32 protein-coding genes and 1 tRNA gene are annotated in these 25,464 nt (G+C 48.6%); 1 reads left to right on the plus strand and 32 read right to left on the minus strand.

Annotated features, from left to right (window positions below; all coding sequences use genetic code 11):
- Positions 1-50 precede the first annotated feature (50 nt).
- The 3 genes from BOCO_RS04085 to BOCO_RS04095 all read right to left on the minus strand — a co-directional run bounded on the left by BOCO_RS04085 (position 51) and on the right by BOCO_RS04095 (position 5,697).
- Positions 51-1,451 (minus strand): PTS transporter subunit IIC, encoded by a 1,401-nt coding sequence (locus BOCO_RS04085; protein WP_211278680.1) that lies wholly within the window; start codon positions 1,449-1,451, stop codon positions 51-53.
- 597 nt (positions 1,452-2,048) lie between these two features.
- Positions 2,049-4,289, minus strand: coding sequence for an exo-alpha-(1->6)-L-arabinopyranosidase (locus BOCO_RS04090; RefSeq protein ID WP_094722787.1), 2,241 nt, complete (start codon positions 4,287-4,289; stop codon positions 2,049-2,051).
- An 88-nt stretch (positions 4,290-4,377) separates the two neighbouring features.
- Positions 4,378-5,697: an MFS transporter gene (locus BOCO_RS04095; RefSeq protein WP_094722788.1), complete on the minus strand. Its 1,320-nt coding sequence runs from the start codon at positions 5,695-5,697 to the stop codon at positions 4,378-4,380.
- 716 nt (positions 5,698-6,413) lie between these two features.
- Here BOCO_RS04095 and BOCO_RS04100 point away from each other — a divergent pair.
- The gene (locus BOCO_RS04100) at positions 6,414-7,598 is read left to right on the plus strand and encodes an MrcB family domain-containing protein (RefSeq protein WP_158520410.1); all 1,185 of its coding nucleotides are present in this window, start codon (positions 6,414-6,416) and stop codon (positions 7,596-7,598) included.
- A 463-nt stretch (positions 7,599-8,061) separates the two neighbouring features.
- Here the strand turns inward: BOCO_RS04100 and BOCO_RS04105 are convergent.
- The 29 genes from BOCO_RS04105 to rpsS form a co-directional block, all read right to left on the minus strand.
- Positions 8,062-8,147, minus strand: a tRNA-Ser gene (locus BOCO_RS04105).
- A gap of 100 nt (positions 8,148-8,247) precedes the next feature.
- On the minus strand, positions 8,248-9,180 hold the full coding sequence (gene truA, locus BOCO_RS04110; RefSeq protein WP_094722964.1) for a tRNA pseudouridine(38-40) synthase TruA: 933 nt from the start codon (positions 9,178-9,180) through the stop codon (positions 8,248-8,250).
- Between the two features lie 166 nt (positions 9,181-9,346).
- A complete protein-coding gene (rplQ, locus tag BOCO_RS04115) occupies positions 9,347-10,012 on the minus strand; it encodes a 50S ribosomal protein L17 (protein WP_094722790.1) in 666 nt (221 codons plus the stop codon).
- Positions 10,013-10,143: 131 nt separating this feature from the next.
- Complete coding sequence (locus BOCO_RS04120) at positions 10,144-11,136, minus strand: DNA-directed RNA polymerase subunit alpha (RefSeq protein ID WP_094722791.1); 993 nt, start codon at positions 11,134-11,136, stop codon at positions 10,144-10,146.
- Between the two features lie 76 nt (positions 11,137-11,212).
- Positions 11,213-11,611 carry a 30S ribosomal protein S11 gene (gene rpsK / locus BOCO_RS04125; protein ID WP_094722792.1) on the minus strand — a complete coding sequence of 133 codons (399 nt, stop codon included), beginning with the start codon at positions 11,609-11,611 and terminating at the stop codon, positions 11,213-11,215.
- A gap of 78 nt (positions 11,612-11,689) precedes the next feature.
- A complete protein-coding gene (gene rpsM, locus BOCO_RS04130) occupies positions 11,690-12,067 on the minus strand; it encodes a 30S ribosomal protein S13 (RefSeq protein WP_094722793.1) in 378 nt (125 codons plus the stop codon).
- A gap of 129 nt (positions 12,068-12,196) precedes the next feature.
- Positions 12,197-12,310, minus strand: coding sequence for a 50S ribosomal protein L36 (rpmJ, locus tag BOCO_RS04135; RefSeq protein ID WP_003814578.1), 114 nt, complete (start codon positions 12,308-12,310; stop codon positions 12,197-12,199).
- Positions 12,311-12,333: 23 nt separating this feature from the next.
- The gene (gene infA / locus BOCO_RS04140) at positions 12,334-12,552 is read right to left on the minus strand and encodes a translation initiation factor IF-1 (protein WP_004268611.1); all 219 of its coding nucleotides are present in this window, start codon (positions 12,550-12,552) and stop codon (positions 12,334-12,336) included.
- Between the two features lie 206 nt (positions 12,553-12,758).
- Positions 12,759-13,214 (minus strand): Hsp20/alpha crystallin family protein, encoded by a 456-nt coding sequence (locus BOCO_RS04145; protein ID WP_094722794.1) that lies wholly within the window; start codon positions 13,212-13,214, stop codon positions 12,759-12,761.
- 268 nt (positions 13,215-13,482) lie between these two features.
- Entirely contained in the window at positions 13,483-14,058 is a 576-nt protein-coding gene (locus tag BOCO_RS04150) for an adenylate kinase (protein ID WP_094722795.1), read from the minus strand.
- 112 nt (positions 14,059-14,170) lie between these two features.
- Positions 14,171-14,842 (minus strand): ATP-binding cassette domain-containing protein, encoded by a 672-nt coding sequence (locus tag BOCO_RS04155; RefSeq protein ID WP_244568729.1) that lies wholly within the window; start codon positions 14,840-14,842, stop codon positions 14,171-14,173.
- 15 nt (positions 14,843-14,857) lie between these two features.
- Positions 14,858-16,924, minus strand: a complete 2,067-nt coding sequence (locus BOCO_RS04160; RefSeq protein WP_158520411.1) for a bacteriocin-associated integral membrane family protein — start codon at positions 16,922-16,924, stop codon at positions 14,858-14,860.
- A 202-nt stretch (positions 16,925-17,126) separates the two neighbouring features.
- A complete protein-coding gene (secY, locus tag BOCO_RS04165; protein ID WP_094722797.1) occupies positions 17,127-18,455 on the minus strand; it encodes a preprotein translocase subunit SecY in 1,329 nt (442 codons plus the stop codon).
- 174 nt (positions 18,456-18,629) lie between these two features.
- Complete coding sequence (gene rplO / locus BOCO_RS04170; RefSeq protein WP_094722798.1) at positions 18,630-19,106, minus strand: 50S ribosomal protein L15; 477 nt, start codon at positions 19,104-19,106, stop codon at positions 18,630-18,632.
- A gap of 2 nt (positions 19,107-19,108) precedes the next feature.
- A complete protein-coding gene (gene rpmD / locus BOCO_RS04175) occupies positions 19,109-19,294 on the minus strand; it encodes a 50S ribosomal protein L30 (protein WP_094722799.1) in 186 nt (61 codons plus the stop codon).
- The gene (gene rpsE / locus BOCO_RS04180; RefSeq protein ID WP_094722800.1) at positions 19,294-20,046 is read right to left on the minus strand and encodes a 30S ribosomal protein S5; all 753 of its coding nucleotides are present in this window, start codon (positions 20,044-20,046) and stop codon (positions 19,294-19,296) included. The genes rpmD and rpsE overlap by 1 nt, the downstream gene beginning before the upstream one ends.
- Positions 20,043-20,414, minus strand: coding sequence for a 50S ribosomal protein L18 (gene rplR / locus BOCO_RS04185; RefSeq protein ID WP_094722801.1), 372 nt, complete (start codon positions 20,412-20,414; stop codon positions 20,043-20,045). Before rplR ends, rpsE begins: the two co-directional genes overlap by 4 nt.
- 1 nt (position 20,415) lies before the next feature.
- On the minus strand, positions 20,416-20,955 hold the full coding sequence (rplF, locus tag BOCO_RS04190; RefSeq protein ID WP_094722802.1) for a 50S ribosomal protein L6: 540 nt from the start codon (positions 20,953-20,955) through the stop codon (positions 20,416-20,418).
- Positions 20,956-20,971: 16 nt separating this feature from the next.
- Positions 20,972-21,370, minus strand: a complete 399-nt coding sequence (gene rpsH, locus BOCO_RS04195; RefSeq protein WP_094722803.1) for a 30S ribosomal protein S8 — start codon at positions 21,368-21,370, stop codon at positions 20,972-20,974.
- Between the two features lie 80 nt (positions 21,371-21,450).
- The gene (locus BOCO_RS04200) at positions 21,451-21,636 is read right to left on the minus strand and encodes a type Z 30S ribosomal protein S14 (protein WP_094722804.1); all 186 of its coding nucleotides are present in this window, start codon (positions 21,634-21,636) and stop codon (positions 21,451-21,453) included.
- Between the two features lies 1 nt (position 21,637).
- Positions 21,638-22,210 carry a 50S ribosomal protein L5 gene (rplE, locus tag BOCO_RS04205; protein ID WP_094722805.1) on the minus strand — a complete coding sequence of 191 codons (573 nt, stop codon included), beginning with the start codon at positions 22,208-22,210 and terminating at the stop codon, positions 21,638-21,640.
- Entirely contained in the window at positions 22,207-22,542 is a 336-nt protein-coding gene (rplX, locus tag BOCO_RS04210; protein ID WP_094722806.1) for a 50S ribosomal protein L24, read from the minus strand. The genes rplE and rplX overlap by 4 nt, the downstream gene beginning before the upstream one ends.
- Position 22,543: 1 nt before the next feature.
- A complete protein-coding gene (gene rplN / locus BOCO_RS04215) occupies positions 22,544-22,912 on the minus strand; it encodes a 50S ribosomal protein L14 (protein WP_094722807.1) in 369 nt (122 codons plus the stop codon).
- Positions 22,913-22,995: 83 nt separating this feature from the next.
- Positions 22,996-23,262 (minus strand): 30S ribosomal protein S17, encoded by a 267-nt coding sequence (rpsQ, locus tag BOCO_RS04220; RefSeq protein WP_094722808.1) that lies wholly within the window; start codon positions 23,260-23,262, stop codon positions 22,996-22,998.
- Between the two features lie 2 nt (positions 23,263-23,264).
- Positions 23,265-23,531, minus strand: a complete 267-nt coding sequence (gene rpmC, locus BOCO_RS04225; RefSeq protein WP_094722809.1) for a 50S ribosomal protein L29 — start codon at positions 23,529-23,531, stop codon at positions 23,265-23,267.
- Positions 23,531-23,950, minus strand: a complete 420-nt coding sequence (gene rplP / locus BOCO_RS04230; protein WP_094722810.1) for a 50S ribosomal protein L16 — start codon at positions 23,948-23,950, stop codon at positions 23,531-23,533. The genes rpmC and rplP overlap by 1 nt, the downstream gene beginning before the upstream one ends.
- A 3-nt stretch (positions 23,951-23,953) precedes the next feature.
- Positions 23,954-24,799, minus strand: coding sequence for a 30S ribosomal protein S3 (gene rpsC, locus BOCO_RS04235; RefSeq protein ID WP_094722811.1), 846 nt, complete (start codon positions 24,797-24,799; stop codon positions 23,954-23,956).
- The gene (gene rplV / locus BOCO_RS04240; protein WP_094722812.1) at positions 24,799-25,158 is read right to left on the minus strand and encodes a 50S ribosomal protein L22; all 360 of its coding nucleotides are present in this window, start codon (positions 25,156-25,158) and stop codon (positions 24,799-24,801) included. Before rplV ends, rpsC begins: the two co-directional genes overlap by 1 nt.
- Positions 25,159-25,178: 20 nt before the next feature.
- The gene (gene rpsS, locus BOCO_RS04245) at positions 25,179-25,457 is read right to left on the minus strand and encodes a 30S ribosomal protein S19 (RefSeq protein WP_094722813.1); all 279 of its coding nucleotides are present in this window, start codon (positions 25,455-25,457) and stop codon (positions 25,179-25,181) included.
- Between the last annotated feature and the right edge of the window lie 7 nt (positions 25,458-25,464).

A 25,464-nucleotide genomic window follows, 5' to 3' on the forward strand; every position in this document is an offset into this window, starting at 1 on the left:
ATTTGAGTGGATACCTACACGAGACTGCCAGTTATGAGACTTCCTAAGTATCACTGAGCCAAAACAGCACTCGCGCGAAGCTTGCGAACGTACCAAGCAAAAAGACCAATATAAGCCAGTAGAGCAGCAAGAGAAGCAGCTATCAGTTTCAAATCAAGGGTCTTTACAGCTGTACCGATTACCATGGCTAGCATTTTTTCTAGAGGATCAGAATCCACTGCACTGAACATTTCATTCTTCCCCAAGCCAGCAGGAAAGACCCCCATGGTTTTGGAAATCTCGGTCAAGAAAGGAGCAATAAGGCTTGCCGCCCACAAGAACAGAGGAATCATAATAGTACCAATTAGCGTCATGCGCACCACCTTGCCCTTGGTCCCCACTAAGAGGGAAGGAGCAAGCACAGTCAAAATAATCCCCCCTAAAGGTAGGACCGTATTTCCTGGGAGCACCATAGCTATCAGCAGGAGAATGGGAGCAAGAATATTGGCAACCGCCCACAACTCAGCTCTGGATGCCAGAATCGGCCAGTCTATAGCAATAAAGAGCTTACGACCACCCAACCGCCGTTCCATGAACGACGTAACACCTTCTGAGAGTGGACCAATAGCTGGCCCGAACCATCCACCGACGACGCCAAAGAGTTCCAAAGCTACTCCCGACGAAAATGCCAAGGCAAAAATGTGAGCAGCATCTTGACGACCTAGCAGACCTACAAAAACTCCCAAGTATGCCCCAATCGCACCTTTGCTTCCTAAGAAACCTACCTTTTTATTCAGTGTTTCCGCATCGAAATCAAACTTATCAATAAAAGGCAAGACTTTACTGATTATTCGATCAAGCAGCACTACTACAGGCGTTATTAAAAGAGCAGGGTGAGCCGTGGTCGTAATGTTCGTATCATCATATCCCAGAAGTTCATTAATAGTAGGTTTCATAGCATCCGCATTGAAGAGCATCAATGCATAGATAAACACTACAAAGACGGACATCAGGAAGAAGTTACCGCCTGAACTCCAATTGATTAAAAGACCTAAGATAGAAACATTCCAAATATTAAACAAATCTACATTGAGCGTATTAGTTACTTGAAGAGCTAGCATAACTACATTAGTAACAATGCAAATGAAAGCAAAATAAAGGGTGTAGAGAGAACTCCATGTAATGACAGCAATTGGGGCCCAACCGAGATCTGTCACCGAGAGATGCAAACCAGTAAACTCTACAAATGACTTGAGGGCCGGACTAAAAGTATTGGTTAGCAACGATATAACGGCGCTCATACCCGTTAAAGCCATCGCCATTCTTAGACCACCCTCGAAGGCCTTCGAGAGCTTAACACCAACCGCGAGAGAAAGCAGCGTAATGATAATAAACATCATTGCCGCTCCACCCAAACCAATAAACCAGTTAAAACCGTGGTCTAGAGTATCGATAATCGAATGAACGTCCATACTCGGCCTCACCTCCTCGTAAGACTGTACCTATTGTACGTAACCGTTTACGCTTTTATCATAGCAAGCATTCCCATTTTTGCAAGTGCTCGATAGGACTCTATTTACCAAGATTTGTACAAAGCCTGTTATAGCAACCATTTTATGGAAGGTAAACCAGAGACATAGAGGCCATTAGCTCAATACTGCCTCTGTACAATATGCCAATAATCAATACGTAAGTTAAACGGTTACGTTTCTTCCACAGACACCATTCATCTTCTCAACGAACTCGTCGATACAGATGTAACGACAACTAATCTGTGCACAAAACCATCCTTCGTACTGTAATTTGCCAAAACGAACTACAACAAGCACCTACTTCGCTCATCAATCAAGTACAGTTCTTCCCCCACTCCCCAGGCGTGAGTCTCACAACTTATACAAGCAGGGACCACGTTTACATGCGCAGCTATCAGCACTTGCCTCCAACAGCTCAAACCAACATCTGAGTGTAATCATTGCTGCACATACAACAGCACAAAATACAGTAAAGCCCCACCACAGGGTACAACCTTGTGACAGGGCTTTTAAGGAAAGAGACCTTACGAGTAGCTTTTACTTAGACAAGGCAGCCTCGTAAGCATCCAAGAGCTCTTTGGTAACTGTACGTCCGTCAGCACCCGAGAACATAAGAACTGTCCCCAAAGGCATCGTGCGGAAGAGAACCATAGTATTGGGGTTGTCTGGCAGGTGCACTCCTGCTGCCTCCAGCTCCTCAATCTTTTTGCTCATGATAGGACCACCAATGGGATCTTCCTCCCACTCCCCCATGCTGGACTCACTATTCAGACGGAAGTGCTTTCCATCGCCTTCGAGCGTCACGTCGACGCTCTTAACGATGTCACGTGAAGATGTAGCTACTTCGATACCATAAGTACCGGCCTCAACATGCCAATCATTCATTGCCCGAGACCAGTATGCAAAATCACGCTCATTCAGATCCATTGAAACGCTTTGAGATTCGCCAGCCTTCAAAAAGACCTTACTAAACGCTTTCAGCTCGTGGGAAGGTCGACTAACCTTTGCCTTACCTGGAGCCACATAGACCTGCACAGTTTGAGCACCATCTACTTGAGAAGTGTTGGTCACTGTTGCGCTAACACGTACTGCATTCTTACCGGTCTTTTCCACAGACACATCAGTGATCTCGAAACTGGCATATGACAGACCAAAGCCGAATGGGAAGAGTACCGGCTTTTTAAAGGTGTCATAGTACCGATAACCCACATATACACCTTCACCATAGCGAACATGCCCCTCATCACCAGGGAAATTCATGACTGTAGGATCATCATCTAAATGAACTGGTATTGTCTGCGCTAACTTGCCTGAAGGAGTAGACTGCCCCGTCAACAAATCAACAATGGCCAGACCACCAGCTTGCCCCAACAACCAAGTTTCAAGCACAGCCTTGGCCTGTGGCAACCATTCCGTCAAGCTTACAACGGAACCATTGGAAAGCACCACGATAGTATTAGGATTGACTTCGCTAACCTTCTGTAACAGCTCCACCTGCTTGGCAGGAAGGTCCAGACTCGTACGATCAAACCCTTCTGACTCAGCATCCTCAGGCAAGCCCATGAAGAGGATGATCTTATCTGCCTGCTTGGCAACCTGAAGGGCTTCTTGAGTAAGCGCTTCATCTTGCTGAGCTCCATCAAGGGTGAAACCAGGAGCAAAATCAACTTCCATACCCGCATGCTCAAAAGCATCTAAAGCGGTTGTCACCATAGTTGGGGTGATATGAGAAGAACCGCCACCCTGATAGCGTGGAGTACGCGCAAACTCACCGATTACGGCCACCTTCTCCCCCTGTCGCAGCGGTAGAATAGAGTCCTCATTTTTCAAGAGAACTACAGATTCTTGAGCTGCCCGACGGGCTACCTGATTGTGAGCCTCAACATCGTATCGGAAGCCTTCACGTGACATTGCAGGCCTGGCCTTTTCTATAAGGTCGATCATGCCCTGAGCCATCTTGTCAAGCTGTTCTTTGCTTACTTCACCAGCTTTGACCGCTTCAACGATTTCGTTGTCTGTACCGGATGGAGGCATCTCCAAGTTGAGACCTGCGTTAAGAGCTGCTGCACGGTTGTGCACGGCTCCCCAGTCGGACATGACAATACCATCGAAGCCCCATTCATCGCGCAAAATATCGGTGAGGAGTCGCTTGTTTTCAGAACCGAATACACCATTCAAACGGTTATATGCGCACATGAAGGTCCACGGCTTAGCATTCTTGACGATGTATTCAAAAGCTGACAGATAGATTTCACGCAAGGTACGTTCATCAACATCAGAGCTAGCTCGCAAGCGCTCGGTCTCCTGATTATTGGCTGCAAAGTGCTTAACTGAGGTACCGATGCCCTCAGACTGCACACCATTCACCAATTCAGCTGCCTGATGGCCTGTTAGGACCGGATCTTCTGACCAATACTCAAAGTTACGACCACCCAGTGGGCTGCGCTTAATATTTACGCCTGGCCCCAAGATCACAGCAACTTTTTCCTGTATGCATTCTTCACCCATCGCCTGTCCAACCTGGTGAGCCAGCTCAGGATTCCATGAAGAAGCTAGACCTGCCGTGGGCGGGAAACATGTTGCAGGAACGGATCCGTATACATCATTTGAGGCAGAATCCTTCGCCTTACGCAAGCCGTAGGGGCCGTCGGTAATCATGTAACCTTCGAGTCCTTGCTCAGGGACGCCTTGCACATGCCAAGAGTCGGAGCCGGAAGTCAGTGATGCTTCCTCTTCCAAGCTCAAATCACTAGCATTCACATGCGTTTGTTCAGTCATAATTATTCCTTTCTCTGCGCCACAGTGTCCTTCAACTCTGAAAAAGAGAGCAACACGCACCTGTGACGTTCATGTTTGTATATTGTGGTCACTTGACCTTGCGAATAGCCATAATGAAGAAAGTACCAGCAAGCAAGAAGACGATAGCTACTGGGAAGACCATCTTGTATCCACCTGTCATGGCAATTACTTGCGTGGTAAATACAGGCGCCAACACCTGTCCGATTGTATTAGATAAGTTCAAGATTCCCAGATCCTTACCGGCTTCGTCTGGGTTTGGCAGCATGTCAACATTGAGTGCTTGATCAACAGACATGTAGCAACCATTGGCAATACCTGCAAGTGCAGCATAAATGTACATACCAGTAGCAGTAGGGATAAAGAATGGAATTGCCAATCCAACGGCAAACAATACGGTAGACGCTGCGACGATAATTTTACGGCGCTGAAGGAAGTCTGACAGCGGACCAGAAATAGCTGATGCAGCAATCGTAGTAATAACAGTAATCACAGCTATTAACTGCAAAGCTGTCTTAGACGCGTCAAGGCTCAAATGAATGTACTTTTGCAAGATGAACAGCTGGTATCCCGAAATCATGAAGGCACCGATTACGAATACCAGACGACCGCCCAAGGCTAGGTAGAAATCACGGCAGTTCTTTGTTGGAGGAATGAAAGAACGGGCAAGGTCAACGGCCGAAACCTTGGTGTCGTTCGTGGCTGCAGACTTCTCTCGTGGCCAAACCAAAACCACGATAATGCCAGAGAAGAAGAAAATACCCGTACCAATAATGGCACCTGTGTGAACATTAGACAGGAAGAAAGAGCCAACAAAGGTACCTAGCTGCTGTCCCACAATCATACCTGCACCATAGAGGGCAGAGAAAGTACCACGAGTTAGTTCTGGAATTCGGTCAGACAGGACAGCAACAGCAGGAGCAATAATGCAGTTAAGTCCAACTTGAACCACACACCAACCAACAACCACTATTGCCAAGCTATGGGCGTTAAACGAAGTTATATAACCGACAGCAGCAATAAAGCCACCTAACACAATCCAAGGAGTACGCTTGCCTACTTTGAAACGAGACATGTCAGATAAGGCACCAAAAACAATGTTGGCAACCAAGGAGAATATGGAACTGACAGAATTAACTACAGCAATAGCACCTTCCGCCGAAACGCCTTTCATTCCATCGAAAACGTGGGGCAACAATACGCTGGAGCCCATAAAGAACGGGAGCGCCCACAGAATTGATACTAGCGCAAAACCGCAGGCAAAACGGAAGTTCATACTCTTTGTTAATGGTTTACCTGTATCCGGAGCTACATTAGCGCCAGCTTTTACATTCTCGACCGATGAAGCCCCAAACTGCTCACCTGCTTCACCATGCTTTGTACCTACCATTGGTACCTTCCTCTCATATGCTAAGTTTCGTCTACTCCGTTGGAAACTATGGTCAGTATCACTCATTGAATACCCAGTGAGTCGTAGCTCAATCGATCCCCTTATGAGCTGAACCCGAGTTTCATGTAACTACACTTTATAACCATTGTCAACAGCAGTATCGAACCGTGTCGAGTCCACTTGTCGCTAGCTTATTTCGTTCTATAAGAAGCAAGGACAGACGTAGGTATGCTATTCTTGGTCGCATATTGGCATTTGTGTAGAATAAGACAATTTTCCAATATAAGCATCTAAATATGCATTTCTATGTAATAGAAATTCGGATTAACCAGATTCCACCCAACACAGAATCTTACGGCTTCTAATAAGTTTGCACAGACAGATTATTTTTACTTTTAGGCGAAACTTGCATTTTAAGTATTTTACACATGTAAGCCACTCTCATATAAATCAGAATTCATTCATAAGAACTTTCCACCTAGTCGCTGTTATAACGGTAGTCATTCAATTTGCTGAAAACAATATGTGTTCATTTTATTCGTAGTCCTTGCTTAGCAGCTTTGACTCTACCCGGAAAACCTAGCATCCAAAACCTGCCTCATATTTACTGCAAGCTATGGAGGTAATTCTTACCTTGTAACAACTGAGTATCTTATTTTCCCCTATACTGAAAATTAATGTTTGTCCTTTCTCATCAAAACCAGGGAGAAAAACATATGAACATGGAATTAAGAGATGTTTTTTCTGGGGTCCTAAACAGATATTTAGTAGAAAGCCAAACGCGGCAGATCGATAAGGACATTCGTACAGAGTTTTCTGATGTAATTCGATCATATCTTCCCTCTGAGAGGGAATACCTAGTCAAAGGATCCGCTGGTTCCGGAAGCAGAGCGCAAGTACCATGGTTTTGCATATTTGACCAGCGAGTAACTAGCAAAGCCAGTGAGGGCTATTACTTAGTTTACTTATTTAAAACAGATATGACAGGATTTTACCTTTCATTAAATCAGGCATGGACTCCATTCCGCAGCCACGAGGGTATAAAACTAGGACGGAAAAACTGTAGAAAAGTCTCAGAATGGCTCTGGGATATATTACAAAGTAAGAGGTATGTTACTTCTGACTTGCATGAACCTATCGATTTAGCTGGTTTAGGCAGGAGCGGTGATCTTGCTTCAGGTTACGAGGCGGGACATATTTGCGGACTGTATTACAGCAGTGAATCTCTGCCGGATGAAACTAGATTAAAAACAGATTTAGACCGAATGCTAACGGTCTATTCGAGATTGGTGAATCTGCTTATCGGAAGTTCTGATAAAGATCCGCTCAAGTCATATCAGGCAGTCGTTTCCGAAGTTTGTAATTCAGCCGAAAACCTTTCCAAAATGTTTCAAGATATAAAGACCCCACTGCCACCAGTCAGCAAGTTCAGAAAAATTGAGTTTCCCAGAATCAATCAACCATCTTCCAGTGCAAAGAGCAAAAGAAATAACTCCACCAAAGTTAATTACGCGCTGCGTCAGGAGCACAATACACGAGTTGGGTCTAAAGGCGAAACAGCAGCGATTGAATTACTAAAGCAATTATATCCGAAAAGAAAAATAGAACAGGTTTCTTCGAAAGATGACTCTTTAGGATACGACATACAAGTGAGTGGACAGACTCAAGGAGAAGAACTGTACGTAGAAGTCAAAACAACTAGCAGTAAGAGTCAGTACACTCCGTTTTTCATTTCAGCAAGAGAACTTGAACAAGCAAAAACATATGGAAGACGATTTTTACTACTGAGACTGTACGATATCGATAGCAACCATCCGAGTTACTATATGATGACCGGTGATCAACTTGAACAACTTTCTATTACACCGGTCACATATATAGCAGAAGTTCCATACTCATAGTCTTGGAAATATGTAGATCATCGAAACGTAAATTTAGCAATAGTATGTTGCATCTATGCCCTCCACCAAAACCTTTTTTATCGTTAGCAATCTATTCAAAAACTGTAAACCCACACCTGAGAGTTTATGGTTTAGGTATTCTAACAAATTCTAGTAGCCACTAAGTGTCTCTGCTAATGTCAGGTAAGGCTGGTTAATAATCTCTTTTATGCTCCCAGTCCAAGCACTTTTCTTGTACTGAAGCTACTAAAAATGGCACATGTCACCTGGTTTTAGAGGGAGGGTAAGTAGACTGTCTTATAACACGAATTGCGATTTACTCATTTTATAGTTAAACTCCATTTTCGCGAGTAATCTCAAGGTCATCAAACAGAATACAGTATCAACTCAAATCAAAAAACGATTCGTTACTTACTTTTCCAATATAAAAGGGCTCCGAGATGACTCCCGAAACCCTCACTTGCGGATAAGGCGAGATTCGAACTCGCGGAGGGGGTTACCCTCACACGCTTTCGAGGCGTGCTCCTTAGACCGCTCGGACACTTATCCAGTCGCCCGCAGAGAAACCCATTCAGGCAACTGTACTATTATGCCACATGCAACCGACCGAACGTGATATGGGAAGCGATTTTGTCGAGCCCGAACAAACTTACAAGGTACGTTTAGCACGGATAGCCTGTGCTCGTGAAGCCAACTGGTTATCAGGAGGATATGCGACATGCTCAAGGCTCAATCCACATGCTGCAACCGGACCGGTTGAGCCCTCACGAACTGGTTGAGCAACCTTATCCTTGAACCATTCCAGATCCTGTTTTCCTAATCCCACACGCAGGCAGGCGTTAACCAAGGATCGAACCATGTTGTGAGCGAAAGCATCGGCAACAATAGTAAAGCAGACTAGTCCTGACTCGAGAATTGGTGCTTGATAAAATTGCGTTCTCTCAAGCGACGAGCTATTACTAACACGCTCCCAATGAGCATATTTTACCTTGCGTATAGTGGTCCCGCCAGGATTCGCTCGGGCGAAGGATCCGAAATCATGCAATCCAACAATTGATGCCGCAGCAACATTCATAGTTTCAATATCTAGTGGACCGTCAATATTTAACACAAAAGGACGCATACGAGGATCAACCACCGACAGGTTGTCACAAATACGATAGATATAGGTGCGTTCAAGTGCTGAAAATCGAGCGTCAAATCCTTCAGCGGCAACACTTATACGGTGTAGGGCAATATCTCGAGGAAGCACGTGCTGGAGTCTATGTTCTAAGGCTTGAACGGGAGAGCTATTGAGGTGACCCACACACCCTTCTATCGTCTCTCTCGGGATATCTAAATGGCAAACTTGGTGCGCAGCATGGACTCCTGTATCAGTGCGTCCCGCCACGACCAATTGTGGTACCCACGGATACTGAGACATTCCTGCATGTTCGGCAGATATGAAATGGTCTCCAGCAGGTAAGCGCAATACCTGAGTCAGACCAGCTTCTATCTCCCCTTGTACAGTTCTTAGATGACGCTGCTTTGCCCAGCCGTTGAAGTTACTACCATCATAAGCAAGGTCAATCCTGAGCCTCATCAGGTCTTCATTCATTGATACCTCCAAGTGCTTTTACTATCACAGTCCTGTGGAATTTGCTTCAGTGTGGACCAGAACAGTACCTTATACAAAAGTGGACTGGGGCTTGATACCCCAGTCCACTTACGTACAGTCAGTACTGAACATCAGCAGGAAGCGATTATGCTCACTTGCTACTGTCTTCAGCAGCCTCAGCAGCCTCAGCAGCTTCCTCTGCTACATCAGCATCTTCTTCGGCTTGAGCTTCAACTGCCTCATCCTTCTTGGCTTCTTTCTGCAAATCAACAGCAGCCTGATCAGCCGCTGCGACATTCTCGCCAGACTCGTTGGCTTCTACTGCTTGTTTCGTTGCATCTTCAGCCATACCCTCAGTGATAGCAGCTTCTGTAGCTGCTGCCATCTCTGTATCCTCTTCCTTGGCAGCCTGCTTAGTTGCAGCTTCAGCTTCGCGCACAGCGGCCTTCTTGGCCGATAATGGCTCGGTCACCAATTCAATAATTGCCTGTGGGGCATTATCGCCCTTGCGTGGAGCAATGTGGGTAATACGGGTGTAACCACCTTCACGCTGTTCCATCTGCTCGGCAATCTCAGTGAAGAGCTTATGAACGATGGACTTGTCACGAATAACACGCATGACTCGACGACGTGAACTTAAATCACCATGCTTAGCAAAGGTGATAAGACGCTCAGCGAGTGGGCGTAAACGCTTAGCCTTTGGTAGGGTCGTCGTAATACGGCCATGAGCAAACAGGCTGGTGGCCATGTTGGCCAGCATCAAACGCTCATGGGCTGGGCTGGAAGCCAGACGTGGGCCCTTTTTTGGTTGTGGCATAATTTCTCCTTGTAATACTCCCTGCTTAGGTGGGCATTCGCCCAAACATCCAAGTAGGAAGACTTTTATAATAGGGGCGGACGTTGTGCCGTATTACCATCCGCCCCTCAGTTAGACCCGCCTATGAGGTCTTAATCCTCTGGTGAAAAGAAGGTTCCACTCTCTAGGCTTGACGCGTCAAAGCCGAGAGGTGAGGGCTTTAATCCTAGACCCATACCTTCAAGCTTCTCCTTCACTTCGTCTATAGATTTCATTCCGAAGTTCCGAATATCAAGCAGGTCTTGTTCCGTGTGAGCAACAAGTTCGCCGATCGTATGAATGCCTTCACGCTTCAAACAATTGTAAGAACGCTGCGTGAGGTTCAAATCCTCAATAGGAACATTCATCTCAGGGTCGGCTTCTTCTTGCACCGGCTCGGGACCAATCTCTACACCTTCGGCCTGGTCGTTCAAATCACGGCACAGACCGAACAGTTCTACCAACGTAGAGCCTGCAGAGGCAACAGCATCACGAGGTGTGATAGCAGGTTTTGTTTCCACATCTACGATCAGCCTGTCGAAGTCGGTACGCTGCTCAACGCGAGTAGCTTCTACCTTATATGATACTTTCAACACGGGTGAATAGATTGAATCGACAGGAATACGGCCGATTTCGTCAGAATCCTGCTTGTTGAGCTGTGCTTGTACATACCCACGGCCACGCTCAACAGTGAACTCAATCTCAAGTTCACCATCTTCGGCGAGGTTCGCAATATGTAGGTCAGGGTTGGCAACAGTAACTCCAGCGGGAGGAGTAATATCTCCTGCGGTTGCTTCGCCCTTGCCGCTCTTACGCAAATACATGACGACCGGCTCGTCATACTCACTGGTAAGCACGATGTTCTTAACATTGAGCAAGATTTCTGTCACGTCTTCTTCTACACCAGGAAGGGTAGTGAATTCGTGCAGAGCCCCAGTGATACGTACCGATGTAACGGCAGCACCTGGAATCGAGCTCAGCAGGGTACGACGCAAAGAGTTGCCTAGGGTATAGCCAAACCCAGGCTCTAGTGGCTCAATGGTAAACCTTGAACGCTGGGCATTGACAACTTCTTCTGTAAGTGTCGGACGCTGTGCAATAAGCACTGTTCTTATCCTTTCAGCTCAAATCGATGGTGCACTCACCGATCATCGCGGGTGGATGTTAATGGTTTTCTAGTGCTCAGACGCGACGGCGCTTGGGTGGACGGACACCGTTATGTGCCTGTGGGGTTACATCAGAGATGGAACCAACCTCGAGTCCAGCAGACTGCAGGGAACGGATAGCGGTCTCACGACCGGAACCTGGGCCCTTAACAAAGACGTCAACCTTCTTGACGCCATGCTCCATGGCCTTACGTGCTGCCGACTCAGCAGCCATACCAGCTGCGTAAGGGGTTGACTTACGTGAACCCTTGAAGCCGACGTCACCACCTGAAGCCCAAGCGACTACTGCGCCAGATGGGTCAGTAATTGAGACGATAGTGTTGTTGAACGTAGACTTAATATGCGCTTGCCCGACGGGAACCGACTTGCGATCCCTACGACGAGGTTTGCGCGTGGCCTGCTTTGTTGCTGCCATTGATCCTCGTTTCCTTTAACGATTAAGATTACTTATTTGCTGATCGGAGGAGTACTGAAACTCCACCTGTTACGACCCCTACTTGGTCGCCTTCTTCTTTCCGGCGACTGTGCGCTTTGGTCCCTTGCGGGTACGGGCGTTGGTCTTAGTGCGCTGACCACGTACAGGGAGTCCCCTGCGGTGGCGCTGGCCCTGATAGCAATTAATCTGGATCTTCCGGCGAATGTCAGCGTCAATCTCACGACGCAGATCACCCTCGATCTTGTAGTTGCCTTCGAGGTAATCACGCAGCGTTACTAGCTGCTCATCCGTGAGATCCTTGACGCGAATATCTGGGCTGATGCCCGTTGCGGCAAGAGTTTCTTTCGCACGAGTGCGACCCACACCAAAGATGTAGGTGAGAGCTATCTCAATGCGCTTCTCATTGGGGATGTCGACTCCGGCAAGACGTGCCATGCTCGATTCCTTCTGTTTACGCAGGTCGTGCACCAAATCGTCCGAATGCTCGGCCCGGGCCTGCGTGCTCGGGGTTCAGTCTCTCGACTGTGATTTGACGCCTATTGAATTATGCCGATGGAAATCTGCTCAGCCTTGGCGCTGCTTATGACGCGGGTTGGTGCAGATCACCATGACGCGGCCGTGACGACGGATCACGCGGCAGTTCTCGCAGATCCTCTTCACACTAGGGCTGACCTTCATGGTTTTCCTTTGCTTCTTGTACCTTACTTATACCGGTACGTAATACGACCCCGGTTCAAATCATAAGGACTCATTTCAAGAACTACCCTATCCTGTGGCAGAATACGGATGTAATTCTTGCGCATCTTCCCAGATATGGTAGCTAGAACGATGTGCTTATTCTCAAGTTCGACCCGGAACATTGCATTGGGCAACGCTTCCACGACCCGACCTTCAACTTCTATCACACCGTCTTTTGCCATGAGCCTTCAATCCGTCCGTTGGCTGATTACTTAACGTATCTTAAGACACGCCAACTTGCTAGTATAGCACTCTTTTTATTGCATTGCTAGGCGTGTCGTCCTGATCCGTTAAGACCATGTCCTCTACCCGATATCTCATTCCTACTATCAGAAAATGCTGCCGATGAAACAGTGTTCTTCGGCAGCATGTATCGTTAGAACAACAATCAGCCTTCGATTGCAATGGTTTTCTTATTCTCAACAGGCGCAACGGAGTCCTTGGGGACACTTAGGTGCAAGGTGCCATTTTCAAACTTTGCATGAATATCAGTGTCTCTTATATTCCGCCCAACATAGAAACTGCGAGAGCATGAACCTGTGTAGCGCTCACGACGGATCCACTTACCATCATCATCCTGCGATCCCTGCTCACTTTGCTTTTCAGCTGCGACCACCAGATAACCATCTTCGAGATGTACGTTAACATCATCCTTGGTGAAGCCCGGCATATCGATGTCTAACTCGTATTTACCGTCCTTATCGCGAACATCCGTGTTCATCATATGAGAAGGAACCACCCGATTGCTACTAGAGCGGCGGTTATCGCCCCAGTTATTGAAGAAGGGATCCTCGAAGAAATCGTTAAAAATTGAATTGCTCATCAGAGCTGGAAGCATTGCCATAATACTCACTCCTTAGCGTGAAACACTGAACTGCCCTAAGCAAGAAGGTACTTTCATTTCCTTGCCGGTTAGCAAGGCAAAAGTCCTAACCTCTGACTCTCCAGAGGTTTCTTGCTGTTCACCATTTTCAACTCGCGTCGAGAGCTTCTATGCCAGCATTTACCTATGAGTGAAAAACTTGAGCTATACAGACTCAAGTTTTGTTTTTTATTAGTATCGACCACGCAATAGGGCAAGGCAGTCCACGTTGCCTTGCCCTTCATTTGTTTTAGCCACGCTCACTCAGTTGAGCAATGATGGTAGATGATATCTCATCAATTGCGCCCACACCGTCGACCTGTATGAGAAGGCCTCGTTCTTTGTAAATGCTGAGCAAGGGTTCAGTTTCCTTAGCATACACATCTAGCCGCTTAGCTATCACTTCAGGAGTATCGTCAGCTCGTCCCTCAATCTCAGCACGCTTCTTCATGCGTTCCATGAGTACATCCCTATCAGCATTGAGGGCAACAACTGCGGTTAGAGGAGTTTGCAACTGATCAAGCATAACGTCTAACGCTTGCACCTGGGAGGCAGAACGAGGGTAGCCATCCAGAATCCAGCCAGCCTTTGCATCCTCCATGCCTAGCCGGTCAGCAACGATCTTGTTGGTCAGCTCATCTGGAACAAGTTCACCCTTATCGATGTAGCCTTGAGCTTCCTTCCCCAAAGGGGTGCCATTCTTCAAGTTGTAGCGGAAGATGTCTCCAGTCGAGATTGCTGGTATGCCATAGTTGTTAGCCAGCAAAGCTGCCTGAGTTCCCTTTCCTACTCCCTGTGGTCCCATAATCAGCAGTCGTTGTACCATCATCTTCCTTCGCTTATGAAATGTACGGCCCCGGTAGGCCCTTTACCCCTCCTATCATACGACTGCTACTGGAAGGAGCCTACTCATATCTACGAAACCACCAAGAACAGCATTAGGACTTGCTCAAGTGTATGTTGCCTGAACACTGGTCGACAATAGACTGACTGTGAGTTGCCAGTAGAACCAGAGCACCCTGTTCAGCCTCCTGTTTCAGTACCCTCATAACCAAATCAGCATTAGCTTGATCCAAAGCAGATGTGGGTTCATCTGCAAGAATGACTGATGGTTGTTTCAGGATGAGACGGGCCAGGGCAACGCGCTGCTGCTCACCACCCGAAAGTGTGTATACCAGCTTTTTCTCGTAGCCCGCCAGTCCGACTGTTGACAAGACTTGATGGATTCGTGACGCTCTTTCCTGCCTGCTACCAGTCCTTACCTGGAGCGGAACCAGAAGGTTACGGCGTACACTCCAGCGGTCGATAAGCCCATAGTTTTGAAAAAGAAAGCCCAGGACCTGCCGCAAGTACCTTCGTTGTATGCCTGCTTTAACTTTTGGTCCAAACTGCCATTCCCCGTATCTTATGGTACCCGCTTCAAAGGGCTCGAGGAGTCCTAAACAGTTGAGCAAAGTAGTTTTACCAGATCCCGAGTCTCCTGTAATAGCCGTCACCGAACCAGGTGAAGCGGTAAAGGACAGAGAGGACCAGATTGTCCGCTGACCAAAGTGCTTTTTCAAACCAGAGACAGTAAGTTCGGATGCTGTAGTAGGTAATTCTGTCATCATATCAATCCTTGGCTATCAGGGTCGTTTAATGTCTTCGGCACGGAGTGTAGATTCATAACCAGCCACAGCGAGAAGGGTACACAAGCTCCCTAAGACCAACAGTACAGCAGCAAGACCAGCATCACGCGGTCGATTCATGTGCCCCAGCATGGCCGCAATCAGCAAACCTGAAACAGCTAATGCCAGTTCTGTAGAAAAGAAGCTGGCATGTCGGCGCAGGAATCCATAACCGTGAATCATCTCCACGAAAGAGGCTCTTCGGCGCTTTTGGCTGTACACACTAGTACAAACTAAGGTCGACAGCAGCGTTGCAAATGCGCCGACAAGCAGGCCTAATACGTCTCCACGTTGTTCTCTCTTCGTCATCGACAATGTCACTGCCACTGAGTCAGCTGCATTGTCAATCCCTTGATAACCCTCACGTATACCCGCTTGCGTTAAGCGCCGATCAAGACCATCAGCATCAAAGAACAATACCTCAGCTCGTGAGGCATAGGACAAATAGTCTATAGCACCTGGCACTCCAGCAGAGGGAGAGACAACTGCAAGCACTGGATCAGTAACTGTCAAATCTTGCTGGTCTTCAGCTGGCATAAATTGCGTCCCATGGAAGGTTGCTAATGCTTGACCGCTTTTAATCCGGATAACCTTCCCTTGGATAGGCGCACTGGTACAGGCATTCACCGGTGTAGAGCAGATTTGGGTAAAACGGTCAATATATGTATCCTTTAATTCTTGAATATTCCCGTCATATGAATCAGGGACTAATAAAGTAAATGTGCCTTCTGGTTGTTCACCCACATGAAGAGGTTTTCCTGCTGTATCAAGCACCGTTTCGATGCCTAAATACCGCGGATTCACAAGCATGGACCGACTACCGCCTAGTTCGTAGGAAGCACTACTAGACTGACCAGTGACCTGTTGCACTTCCTGCACACTATGGTCAACCAGAAGCACCTGCCCCTGCTTATCCATATCTTGAATAATGCGTAACAGCTTAGGAGCTTCTTCAACATCGTCTGCATGGTGTCTGTGTACTAACAATCTCAAGACATAAGCAGAAGGCAAGCTTGACCAGCGACCAAGCTGGTCCTCAGTATGCCTCACCGCTTCAATCCGATTCAAGGCACCAGAAGCTGTTCCAAACATCACAGCTAGCACCACCACCTGAACTACAGCAGCTAGCACGCCATCACGTATAACAGCACCTTGCCCTTTTATGACCTCCGGAATACTGTCTCTTAAGCTAGCAGCACCTCCCAAGACAAGGAGGCTGAGCACGCAGAAAAGCAGTAAATATCCCTCACCGCCTAGCAGCACACTAAGGAAACGCCCAAGCTGATTACCATGGGTGTACCAGAACAACACAGGTAATCCAAGAAGCGCTAAAGCTATCAGTCCAAATAGGGAAACTGCACCAAAGTCTGTCAATTCACTGCACAAGATAGGAGCTCTACCGTAGCCATGCAGGGTTTTGATAGCGTGAATCTTACGGTTTCGTGATGTATCGTAGCCTATAGCTACTATCAACGTAGCAGCGACGATGACTAACGGTGCCGCCATGCTACCTTGTCCTAAGGAATACACTAAAGCACTCAATAAGGAATTTTCTTCCTGTCTTGTCTGAATGCCAGCAGCCCTGAGACGTGCCCCGATAGACTCCAACTGTGTAGCATTTGCTGAAGCAGCATAGGAGCCGCGCACATCTTCCGTATTAATAGCGCTTGCAGGACGTACTTGTGTTTTCTGATCAGCTGCCGAAAAAGTGGGATAGGCGTATCCCCCGTGCTCGTAAAATGCTGTCACGTCCCCTACAAAAACGAAGAGCACCCTGCTTCGATAAGAATCATGAGCATCTGGTTGTATCTTATAAATGTTGATGTGCAAATCTTCGGCACTACGTTGTATTTCTGCGAGTGCAGCTTTCTTAGAAGCAGCAGTCACTTCTTCTACAGCAAAACTGGTACTTGTTCCTGCTGGTTGCATTTGGTCCAGAGTGATCATGACCTGAAAGGTATAGAGTGCCATGAGAACCATAGATAGCCACACTGTCCAACTGGATATTCGCCGTACAAGAGTCACCGTTAGCCCCTTCGCACATGAGGAGAGGTCTACTGCTTTCAGCCCCTTTGTTGAATATCATTGTATCTACCTATCCGAGGTCTAGCAATTTTACCAACTTTGGACTGACAGGATTTCATAGTCTTCCTGACGACCACAATAAGACAAAAGCTCAGTTAGCTTTTCTACAGCTAACTGAGCCTTTATATGATTACAAAAGTAATCAGCCTTCCTTGTGGTCTCCCTCAAGCAAGAATCCAGTGTATTGGAACTGTTCAGTCTGCGCCTTAGCCTGTCGCAAAGTATCAAGACCCACACCAGCGATGATCAAAATGGTGGTACCACCAAATGGTAGCTTACCGTTCAGATGGAGGATCATAATGAGAACAGTAGGAATCATTGCTACGAATAACAGGTATACAGCACCTACTGTGTTCAACCGGTTCATGACATAACTCAGGTACCGGCTCGTTGCTCGACCTGCTCTGATACCTGGAATGAAGCCACCGTATTCCTTCATGTTATCTGCTGTCTCATCAGGGTTGAAGGTGATGGACGTGTAGAAGAAGCAGAAGAAGACGATCATCAGTGAATACAGGCAGATATACCAGACACTTGTTGTGTTCGCCAAATTCGTGGTGATCCACTTAACCCATGACTGTTCAGGTTTTCCAAACTGGGAAACCAGGGTCGGTATAGCTAAAATCGATGAGGCAAAGATTGGTGGAATAACACCAGACATATTGATCTTCAAGGGCAAATAAGTGGAAGATCCACCGTACATCTTTCGCCCGATCATACGACGTGTGTACTGCACGGGGATACGGCGCTGTGAGAGCTCGATGTAGTTTACGAAGATCAGGATGACCAACAAAACCGCTACGACGATAGCGAACTTCTGCCAATCACCATTCTTGCCGTTCGTTCCCCAACCGATGTTCCAAAGCTGAGGCAGGAAGCCTGAGCAGATAGAAGTAAAGATAAGAACCGACATACCATTGCCGATACCTTTTTCTGTTACCAGCTCTGCCATCCACATAATCAAGCCTGTGCCACCCGTCATGACGAGAATCATAACGATGAAGTTCCACACGGAACCATCAGGAATGACCTGCTGCTGGCAAGCACCATTAAAGAGTGCTCCTGAGCGAGCAGTGACCAAAATCGTCGTTGACTGCAAAATGGCCAAACCGATGGTTAGGTACCGAGTGTACTCAGTCAGTTTTGCTTCACCTGACTGTCCTTCTTTGTGTAAGGCTTCGAATCTCGGAATCACAACCCTCAACAACTGCACGACGATTGAAGCCGTGATGTAAGGCATGATACCTAAAGCAAAGATAGATAGCTGCAACAAGGCTCCACCGGAGAATAAGTTAACCAGCCCAATGAAATCCTCGTTACCAGCAGATGTGATACACTTCTGCACCGCTGGATAATCTACCCCAGGCGTAGGTATAAACGAACCTATGCGATAGATGATAATAATGCCAAAGACGAAGAATATCTTTTTCCTCAACTCTTTGGTTTTGAAGGCCTGGATTAACGTCCTCACCTAGATTCCTCCCTAACAGCGCACTGCTCACCCCATGCCGCGCTAACAACTTCTTGTGCAATCATATCGTACGCACCGGTCAATACACGAACCCCGAAAAAGAATCGGCTCCCGCCCGTAATGACGGGGAGAGCCGATCACTAATACTGAACTACGATATCAGCTCCAGCTGACTCAGTCTTCAGAGACCGATCCGCCTGCTGCCTCAATCTTAGTTTTAGCAGATGCTGAAACCTTAACACCCTTCAGGTTAAAGGCTGCTACAGCGTCTCCTTCTCCCAGTACCTTGACTGGGTAACCGGAGCGCACAGCACCTTTTGCTGAAAGATCCTCAGCAGTAATATCGGCGCCCTTGGGGAAGAGCTCTGAAAGCCTGCCCACATTGACAACCTGATATTCCTTCTTAAAAGGACTCTTGAATCCGCGGAGCTTAGGAAGACGCATGTACAGAGGTAACTGTCCACCTTCGAATCCTGGACGGACCTGGTACCTTGCTTTGGTTCCCTTCATACCGCGACCTGAAGTCTTACCCTTAGAGCCTTCACCACGGCCTACACGAATGCGGTCTTTATTGGCTCCTGGAGCAGGGCGCAGGTCGTGCATGCGCAGAATGCTTGGTTCTTGAGTCTCAGTAGAGTTTTTGGTAGCCATAATTAGTCTGCCTCCTCAACAGTGACCAAGTGACGAACCTTATCAATCATGCCTCGGTACACTGGAGTGTCATCGATGACAACACTCTGGCCTATCTTGCGTAGACCTAGCGACTGGGCATTGACCTTCTGGCGTTGAGTCTGGTTAGCGAATCCCCTGACCAGCGTAACTTTCAGCTGCTTGCTCATCACTCACCATCCTTCTGTTCAGAAGCGGCCTTTTCCTTGGCTTCTTCGCGAGCTTTACGAGCTTCTGCGATGCCGGCAGCACGAGCCTTCAGTAACGAAGCAGGAGCCACCTCTTCCAAGGTAAGACCACGACGTGCAGCAATCTCTTCAGGCTCTTCAAGGGCCTTTAAGCCTGCAACTGTCGCTCGGACCATGTTAACGGCGGTTGCCGATCCCATAGACTTGGTGAGAATGTCGGTAATACCTGCGCACTCTAAGACAGCGCGCACTGGACCACCAGCGATTACACCTGTACCAGGCGCTGCAGGACGCAAAAGCACGGTACCTGCTGCATCATGACCGATCACCGGGTGGGTGATCGTGCCACGAATACGGGGAACAGTGAACATATGCTTTTTGGCATCCAGCTGACCCTTGGCAATAGCCGCTGGGACTTCGCGCGACTTACCATAACCCACACCTACAGTGCCCTTACCATCGCCTACAACTACGAGTGCTGCAAAGCTGAAAGTACGACCACCCTTGTGAACCTTAGAGACTCGGTTGATAGTTACAACCTTGTCTAGTAATTCATCATTGTGGTTATCATCGCGACCACGACGGCCACGGCGCTCACCACGACGGCCTTCACCACGACCACCACGTCGTCCGCGACGCTCGTCATTGTTGTTCCCATTGCTGGACTGATTTGACTGTTCGGTCTGTGTTTGATCAGCCACTTGGGTTTCCTTTGTCGTCTCGTTATCGCTCACAGTGCCAAACCTCCCTCACGGGCGCCTTCTGCAACCGCTGCGACTCGACCGTGATACTTATTACCACCGCGATCAAAGACCACACTGGTAATTCCTGCATCCTTGGCCTTCTTGGCGATGAGTTCGCCAACTTTGCGAGCGGCATCTGTCTTATTGCCTTCAACCTGTGGGAAGTCACCTGCCAGAGTTGAAGCACTGACCAGCGTCAAACCCTTTGTGTCATCCACGATCTGAGCAATCATGTTTCGGTTGCTACGAGTAACAACCAAACGTGGACGCTCAGAGGTTCCTTGAATGCGCTTGCGCAGGCGGGCGTGACGGCGCATACGGGCAACTGTTTTGCCTTTACCGCGAATTGCGACGCTCATATCACTTACCAGCCTTTCCAGCCTTGCGTAGGATGTGCTCATCCTGATACTTGATGCCCTTGCCCTTGTATGGTTCTGGAGCACGAAGCTTGCGGATGTTTGCCGCCGCTTGACCTACAAGTTGCTTGTTAGTACCGTGCACAATTATTTCATTGGCATTCGGCAGTTCGTAGGTAATTCCTTCTGGAGGATTCACCGTAATGGTGTGTGAATACCCTAAGGAGAGTTCTAGACCCTTACCCTTAGCAGCAGCACGATAACCAGTTCCAACAATCATGAGATGCTTGGAGAATCCTTTAGAAACTCCCTCCACGATCGATGCAATGATGGAACGGCTCAGACCGTGATCTGCACGAGTAGGACGTTCATCATTAACTGGCTCGAGTATGATCTCGCTGCCTTCTACTTTGCCATTTATGCACTCAGGAATGGTGTAGGAGTCAGAGCCCTTAGGACCCTTAGCTGAAAACTCCTGCCCCTGAATGGAGACTTCTACTCCCGCCGGTATGGCGACGGGGAGCTTACCAATATGCGATGCCATGTTCAGCTCTCCTTTCTCACCACACGTAGGCGACGATTTCGCCACCAATGCCCCGATCGAGGCATTCCTTCTGAGTCATCAATCCAGAACTTGTGGAAATGATGGCTATACCTAAACCACCTAAAGGCATAGGAAGAGAATCAGACTTTGCGTAACGACGCAAACCCGGCTTTGAAACCCTCTTAATACCTTCAAGGCTACGCTCGCCATGGGAACCATACTTGAGAGTGATCTCAAGTGTTTGTCCGACGCGTGCATCCTTGGCAGCGTAGTCAGCAATGTAACCCTCGCGCTTGAGAATCTTTGCGATTGCTGCTTTAAATTTGGAATACGGCATTTCCACTGTTTCGTGCTTTGCCGCACTCGCGTTGCGCAGACGCGTAAGCATGTCTGCGATGGGATCTGTCATTGTCATGTGGGCTTATGCCCTTCCTCGCCGTGGTTTCCGCTGCCCGACATTTACTTGCCATGACAGCGGACCTTCAGCGTCGATATTTACCAACTTGATTTCGTAACACCAGGCAACTCACCGGCATGAGCCTTATCTCGAAGGCAAATGCGGCATAGGCCAAATTTACGATATACGGAATGAGGACGACCGCAGACCTGGCAGCGTGTATAGCCACGTACCTTGAACTTTGGCTTGCGTGCCGCCTTATTCTTCAGAGCGGTTTTTGCCATTTCAGTTCTCCTTGAAGGGGAAGCCGAGCTGCTTAAGAAGTGCTCTTGCTTCCTCGTCGCTCTTAGTGGTAGTCACCACAGTGATGTCCATACCACGCTGATGGTCGATCTCATCGGGGTCAATCTCATGGAAAACAGACTGCTCAGTGAGGCCGAAGTTGTAGTTACCCTGGCCATCGAACTGCTGGCCACTAATGCCGCGGAAATCACGTATACGCGGCAAAGCCATTGTCAGCAATCGATCCAAAAATTCCCACATACGGGTACCGCGTAAGGTTACATACGCACCGATAGCTTGTCCTTCACGCAGATGGAACTGCGCAACAGACTTCTTAGCTTTAGTTACCTTTGGTTTCTGGCCGGTGATAGCAGTCAGATCCTTAATAGCACCCTCAATGAGTTTAGAATCACGAGCTGCTGCACCTACACCCATGGAAACCACGATCTTCTCGATCTTCGGAACTTCCATAGGATTAGAGAAACTAAATTGCTTCTCTAGCTCTGGCACAATCTGCTCAATATATCTCTGCTTTAAACGAGGGACTGCCGGTGCTTCAACAATTGTATCGCTCATGACAGCTCCTTGCCTGACACCTTGGCAACGCGTGTACGAACTCGCTTAATCTTGCCGTCTCGTGCCTCTTCCTTGACCACTACCCCAACTCTCGTTGGCTTCTTCGTCTCAGGGTCAATCACCATCACATTTGAACGATGAATTGGCGCCTCGACCGAAACAACGCCGGACTGCTGGCCTTGTTGAGTGGCTTTCATGTGCTTCTTGACGATTTGTACACCCTCGACGATCAGACGATCGTTAGGCAAAATCTTGGTAACTTTACCTTCTTTACCACGATCCTTACCGCGGATGACCTTGACCTGGTCGCCTGTCTTAATTTTGGCTACCATCTCAGATCACCTCCGGTGCTAGAGACACGATCTTCATGAAGTGCTTGTCACGCAATTCACGTCCTACCGGTCCGAAGATACGGGTGCCGCGAGGCTCACGCCCATTGCCCAAAAGGACAGCTGCATTCTCGTCGAACTTAATGTAGGAGCCGTCTGGACGACGGTTTTCCTTGACAGTGCGGACAACGACTGCTTTCACAACGTCGCCCTTCTTAACCGACCCGCCTGGAATAGCATCCTTGACGGAGGCGACAATGACATCGCCAATGCCGGCATAGCGTCGCTTCGACCCGCCGAGCACGCGGATAGCTAGGATTTCCTTAGCACCCGTGTTGTCAGCGACACGAAGTCGCGATTCCTGCTGAATCATTGATTCTCCTTAGCCGAGCTGGTTCTCCGCATGCACCATACCCCATACCAGGGACGGTGTCATGCGAAGCCTTGCCGAACTTGTTACTTTGCGCGTTCTACAATTTCTTGTAAACGCCAGCGTTTGGTCTTGCTCAAAGGCCTAGTTTCCATAATAGAAACTAAATCTCCGATGTGAGCTTCATTACGCTCATCATGTGCTTTGACCTTACGATTTGAACGTACAACCTTGCCGTACAGGGGGTGGGTCGAACGCTGCTCGATCTCAACTGTGATGGTCTTATCCATCCCGTCGGACACGACGTAGCCACGACGAACCTTACGGAAGTTGCGCTCCTGCTCTTCAGCCATGCTTACTTCTCCTCAGCTTCGCTCTTGTTCGTGTCTGCACTACCGGGTGCTAGGCTAATGCCAAGTTCACGCTCACGCAAGACGGTGTACATCCTGGCGATATCATGCTTAACTGCCTTAACACGGGAAGTGTTGTCGAGCTGACCAGTTGCAGCTTGGAAGCGCAAGTTGAACAGCTCTTCCTTTGACTTCTTGAGGAAGTCTTCTATTTCTGCATCAGTCTTCTCGTTCAGATTCTTGATTGAATATTCGGCCGTTCCGACTGTCATCAGATGTCACCGCCTTCGCGTGCGATAATCCTGCACTTCATAGGGAGCTTATCGATGGCGCGACGTAAAGCTTCACGCGCGACATCTTCACTCACACCACCGATCTCAAAAAGTACACGGCCAGGGTGAATGTTAGCAACCCAGAACTCAGGAGCACCCTTACCGGATCCCATTCGAGAACCGAGAGCGTGCTTGGTCAAGGGGCGATCTGGAAAGACCGTAATCCACACACGACCACCGCGCTTAATGTAACGAGTCATAGCAATACGAGCGGCCTCAATCTGACGGTTAGTCAAATATGTTGGAGCCATTGCCTGGATGCCGAAATCACCGAAAGCGATTTCATTGCCTCCCTTGGACATGCCCCTACGGGTGGGACGATGCTGCTTGCGGTAGTTAACCCTCTTTGGGATAAGCACAGCTCACTCCTTTGCTTCCGTTGCGACCGACGCCGAAGCTTCAGTCTGTGCGACTTCTGCAGGTGGCGTCGCAACGCCACTGTTCTCGCGCTCCTGAGCCTGACGCTGACGTGTACGGCCATCAGAAGGACGAGTGCCCTTCCGTGGACGACGGTCAGAGCCGCGACGACCGCGGTTACCCTGCTGGGCCTGCTGCTCGTTGAACTCACGCTCTGTCATGTCGCCTTTGTAGATCCACACCTTGACGCCAATACGGCCGTATGTGGTGCGGGCCTCGAAGAAACCGTAGTCAATGAGCGCACGCAATGTTTGCAGTGGCACACGACCTTCACGATAGAACTCAGAACGGCTCATCTCAGCACCACCGAGACGTCCGGAGAGCTTGATGCGGATACCCTTTGCACCGGCACGCATGGCATCTTGTTCTGCCTTACGCATGGCGCGACGGAAGGTAACGCGGTTAGTTAACTGCTCTGCGATACCTTGGGCAACTAACTGAGCGTCGATAGCAGCATTCTTCACTTCGAAGATGTTGAGCTGTACCTGCTTTGAGGTTATCTTCTCTAGCTTGGCGCGTACACGCTCTGCCTCTGCACCACGACGTCCGATAACAATACCTGGACGTGCTGTGTGGATGTCTACGCGAACGCGATCACGAGTACGCTCGATGATGATCTTAGAAACGCCAGCGCGCTCCAGATCCTTGTTCATCTCCTTGCGGATCTTATCGTCCTCAAGAACGTAATCTGAGTAGCGCTCACCCGGCTTGCTCGAGTCAGAGAACCACCGGCTGCGATGGTCTTCAGTGATGCCGAGTCGGTACCCAAACGGGTTAATCTTCTGCCCCATTATCGGGCTCCTTCCTTGTCGGCCACGACAACCGTGATATGGCTGGTGCGCTTGTTGATACGAGCAGCACGACCCTGAGCACGGGGACGGAACCTCTTCATGGTCACGCCTTCGTCTACATAGGTCTCGCTAACCACCAAGTCGTTTTCACGGAAAGGCTCATTAGCCTTGTCCGCCTTAACACGAGCATTGGCGATGGCGCTCTCAAGAACCTTGCGAACCGGAACGGCTGCGTCTTGTGGAGCAAACTTCAAAATAGTCACGGCTTCGGTCGCACGCTTTCCTCGGATGAGGTCGACGACGCGGCGAGCCTTGCGAGGCGTCACGCGTACGTGACGTGCAATTGCTTTAGCTTCCATGTGTCTTTACTCTTCCTGCCTCAGCGGCGTGCTTTCTTGTCATCCTTCACATGTCCCTTAAAGGTACGTGTGGGGGCGAACTCACCGAGCTTGTGTCCTACCATGGCCTCAGTCACAAAGACTGGAACATGCTTACGACCATCATGCACAGCGAAAGTGTGACCAATGAAGTCGGGTGTAATCATTGAACGACGGGACCAAGTCTTAATAACTTCCTTAGTACCCTTTTCGTTCTGCAGGTCGACTTTTTTTTGCAAGTGGGCGTCGACGAATGGGCCCTTCTTGATGCTACGAGTCATCTCTTCG

Source organism: Bombiscardovia coagulans (assembly GCF_002259585.1).
GTDB classification, from domain to species: domain Bacteria; phylum Actinomycetota; class Actinomycetes; order Actinomycetales; family Bifidobacteriaceae; genus Bombiscardovia; species Bombiscardovia coagulans.

Coding starts and splice junctions, on each gene's coding strand:
- BOCO_RS04095 (WP_094722788.1), bottom strand. CDS start 5,697: ATGGTAGGTACAAAGCATGGTGAAGCAGGTGAGCAGTTTGGGGCTTCA.
- truA (WP_094722964.1), bottom strand. CDS start 9,180: ATGAGGCTCAGGATTGACCTTGCTTATGATGGTAGTAACTTCAACGGC.
- rplX (WP_094722806.1), bottom strand. CDS start 22,542: ATGGTAGCCAAAATTAAGACAGGCGACCAGGTCAAGGTCATCCGCGGT.
- rplF (WP_094722802.1), bottom strand. CDS start 20,955: ATGGCATCGCATATTGGTAAGCTCCCCGTCGCCATACCGGCGGGAGTA.
- BOCO_RS04090 (WP_094722787.1), bottom strand. CDS start 4,289: ATGACTGAACAAACGCATGTGAATGCTAGTGATTTGAGCTTGGAAGAG.
- BOCO_RS04150 (WP_094722795.1), bottom strand. CDS start 14,058: ATGGTACAACGACTGCTGATTATGGGACCACAGGGAGTAGGAAAGGGA.
- rpmJ (WP_003814578.1), bottom strand. CDS start 12,310: ATGAAGGTCAGCCCTAGTGTGAAGAGGATCTGCGAGAACTGCCGCGTG.
- rpsH (WP_094722803.1), bottom strand. CDS start 21,370: ATGACAATGACAGATCCCATCGCAGACATGCTTACGCGTCTGCGCAAC.
- rplE (WP_094722805.1), bottom strand. CDS start 22,210: ATGAGCGATACAATTGTTGAAGCACCGGCAGTCCCTCGTTTAAAGCAG.
- BOCO_RS04155 (WP_244568729.1), bottom strand. CDS start 14,842: ATGATGACAGAATTACCTACTACAGCATCCGAACTTACTGTCTCTGGT.
- rpsC (WP_094722811.1), bottom strand. CDS start 24,799: ATGGGGCAGAAGATTAACCCGTTTGGGTACCGACTCGGCATCACTGAA.
- rpsQ (WP_094722808.1), bottom strand. CDS start 23,262: ATGGCTGAAGAGCAGGAGCGCAACTTCCGTAAGGTTCGTCGTGGCTAC.
- infA (WP_004268611.1), bottom strand. CDS start 12,552: ATGGCAAAAGACGGTGTGATAGAAGTTGAAGGTCGGGTCGTGGAAGCG.
- rplQ (WP_094722790.1), bottom strand. CDS start 10,012: ATGCCACAACCAAAAAAGGGCCCACGTCTGGCTTCCAGCCCAGCCCAT.
- rplV (WP_094722812.1), bottom strand. CDS start 25,158: ATGGAAGCTAAAGCAATTGCACGTCACGTACGCGTGACGCCTCGCAAG.
- rpsM (WP_094722793.1), bottom strand. CDS start 12,067: ATGGCACGTCTTGCCGGAGTCGACATCCCCAATGAGAAGCGCATTGAG.
- rpsK (WP_094722792.1), bottom strand. CDS start 11,611: ATGGCAGCAACAAAGCAGGCCACGCGCAAACCTCGTCGTAGGGATCGC.
- rplR (WP_094722801.1), bottom strand. CDS start 20,414: ATGAGCGTCGCAATTCGCGGTAAAGGCAAAACAGTTGCCCGTATGCGC.
- rpmC (WP_094722809.1), bottom strand. CDS start 23,531: ATGACAGTCGGAACGGCCGAATATTCAATCAAGAATCTGAACGAGAAG.
- BOCO_RS04145 (WP_094722794.1), bottom strand. CDS start 13,214: ATGGCAATGCTTCCAGCTCTGATGAGCAATTCAATTTTTAACGATTTC.
- BOCO_RS04200 (WP_094722804.1), bottom strand. CDS start 21,636: ATGGCAAAAACCGCTCTGAAGAATAAGGCGGCACGCAAGCCAAAGTTC.
- rplO (WP_094722798.1), bottom strand. CDS start 19,106: ATGGCTACCAAAAACTCTACTGAGACTCAAGAACCAAGCATTCTGCGC.
- rpsS (WP_094722813.1), bottom strand. CDS start 25,457: ATGACTCGTAGCATCAAGAAGGGCCCATTCGTCGACGCCCACTTGCAA.
- BOCO_RS04085 (WP_211278680.1), bottom strand. CDS start 1,451: ATGGACGTTCATTCGATTATCGATACTCTAGACCACGGTTTTAACTGG.
- rpmD (WP_094722799.1), bottom strand. CDS start 19,294: ATGAGCAAGCAGCTGAAAGTTACGCTGGTCAGGGGATTCGCTAACCAG.
- rplN (WP_094722807.1), bottom strand. CDS start 22,912: ATGATTCAGCAGGAATCGCGACTTCGTGTCGCTGACAACACGGGTGCT.
- BOCO_RS04100 (WP_158520410.1), top strand. CDS start 6,414: ATGAACATGGAATTAAGAGATGTTTTTTCTGGGGTCCTAAACAGATAT.